Origin of the sequence: Methylobacterium sp. BE186, assembly GCF_031457035.1 — a bacterium.
Classification (GTDB): Bacteria; Pseudomonadota; Alphaproteobacteria; order Rhizobiales; family Beijerinckiaceae; genus Methylobacterium; species Methylobacterium segetis.
Genome location: NZ_JAVDVV010000068.1, coordinates 1 through 1,310, shown reverse-complemented (window position 1 = coordinate 1,310; position 1,310 = coordinate 1). Strand labels below are relative to the sequence as shown.

Below are 1,310 nucleotides of genomic sequence, written 5' to 3'. Positions count from 1 at the left end.
CCGAGCGAACCTGCAGAAAACCTTATTTCGCCGGAGCCCAGGTCCGAACAAATGGTGAACAAGAGCCCACTCAAGCTGACTCGCGCCTCGATCGACCGCCTGCCCGCTCCCGATCCGAGCGGTCGTCAGCGCCTCCTCTTCGACGCTGAGCTCAAGGGCTTCGGCGTGCTCATCTCCGGCAAGACCGAGGCCAAGAGCTACGTGGTCCAGCGTGACGTGAACGGGAAGACGCGGCGCATCACCGTCGGCCGCACCAACGTACTCAGCTTGGAGGAGGCGCGCCGAAAGGCCATCGGCCTCCTGGCTCAGCTCGCAGGCGGGATCGATCCGAAGGAAGAGAAGCGCCGGGAGCAAGCGAACGCGATCACGCTGAGCGAAGCGCTTGAAAGCTACCTCACGGCCCGCAAGGTACTGAAGCCCAGCACCGTGCGTGACTACCGCGCGAACGTCGACCGCTACCTGCCGGACTGGAAGGATCGCCCGCTCCGATCAATCACACGCGAGATGGTCGCAGCCCGTCACACCCTGATTGCGTCGCAGATCTCGCAGCGTGCGCCGCGCAGGGAGCGTCAGCGAGGCATGGGCAGCGCCGGCCCGGGAACCAGCCTTGTGTCCGCTGCGGGTTCCAGCTCAGCCAATGGCGCGATGCGGGTGCTGCGCTTGGTCTTCAACCATGCCCTTGCGGTCAACCCAGAGATCGGCAGCAACCCGGTCGGCCGGCTGTCAGCGACGAAGGCGTGGTTCAAAGAGGAGCGGCGTACGGATCTCGTGCGGGCGCACGAGTTGCCCGCCTGGTATCGCACCGTCCACGATCTGCCCAACCCGGTGCAGCGCGACTACCTGAAGCTCCTACTGTTCACCGGGCTCCGGCGGAATGAGGCGGCCTGCCTGACGTGGGACCAAGTTGACCTTCGAGGGCGGCTCCTCACGATCAGCGAGAACAAGGCCAGCCGTCCGCTGCAGCTGCCACTGTCCGATCAGCTCATGGATCTGCTCGTCGCACGTCGCGCATTGGGGCTAGCAGGACCTTGGGTGTTCCCGGCCAACAGCCGTTCAGGCCATATCGAGGAGCCGCGCGCGGCTCTCGAGGCTGTGGCAGCCTCCTGCGGCATCTGGGTCTCTGTTCATGGACTTCGGCGCACGTTCATCACGGTTGCGGAGAGCTGCGACCTCTCGGCTTACGCGCTCAAGGCATTGGTCAACCACAGCCTCGGACGCGACGTCACGGCAGGCTACATCATCAGCGATCCTGAGCGCCTCCGCGAGCCGATGCAGCGCGTCACCAACCGCCTGAAAGAGTTGATTGGCTT

At 64.9% G+C, this 1,310-nt stretch carries 1 protein-coding gene; it reads left to right on the top strand.

Annotation, left to right across the window (positions count from 1 at the left end; translation table 11 throughout):
• Positions 1 to 51: 51 nt before the first annotated feature.
• The coding region (locus J2X36_RS26750; RefSeq protein ID WP_310355255.1) for an integrase family protein at positions 52 to 1,310 on the top strand (1,259 nt) is incomplete at its 3' end.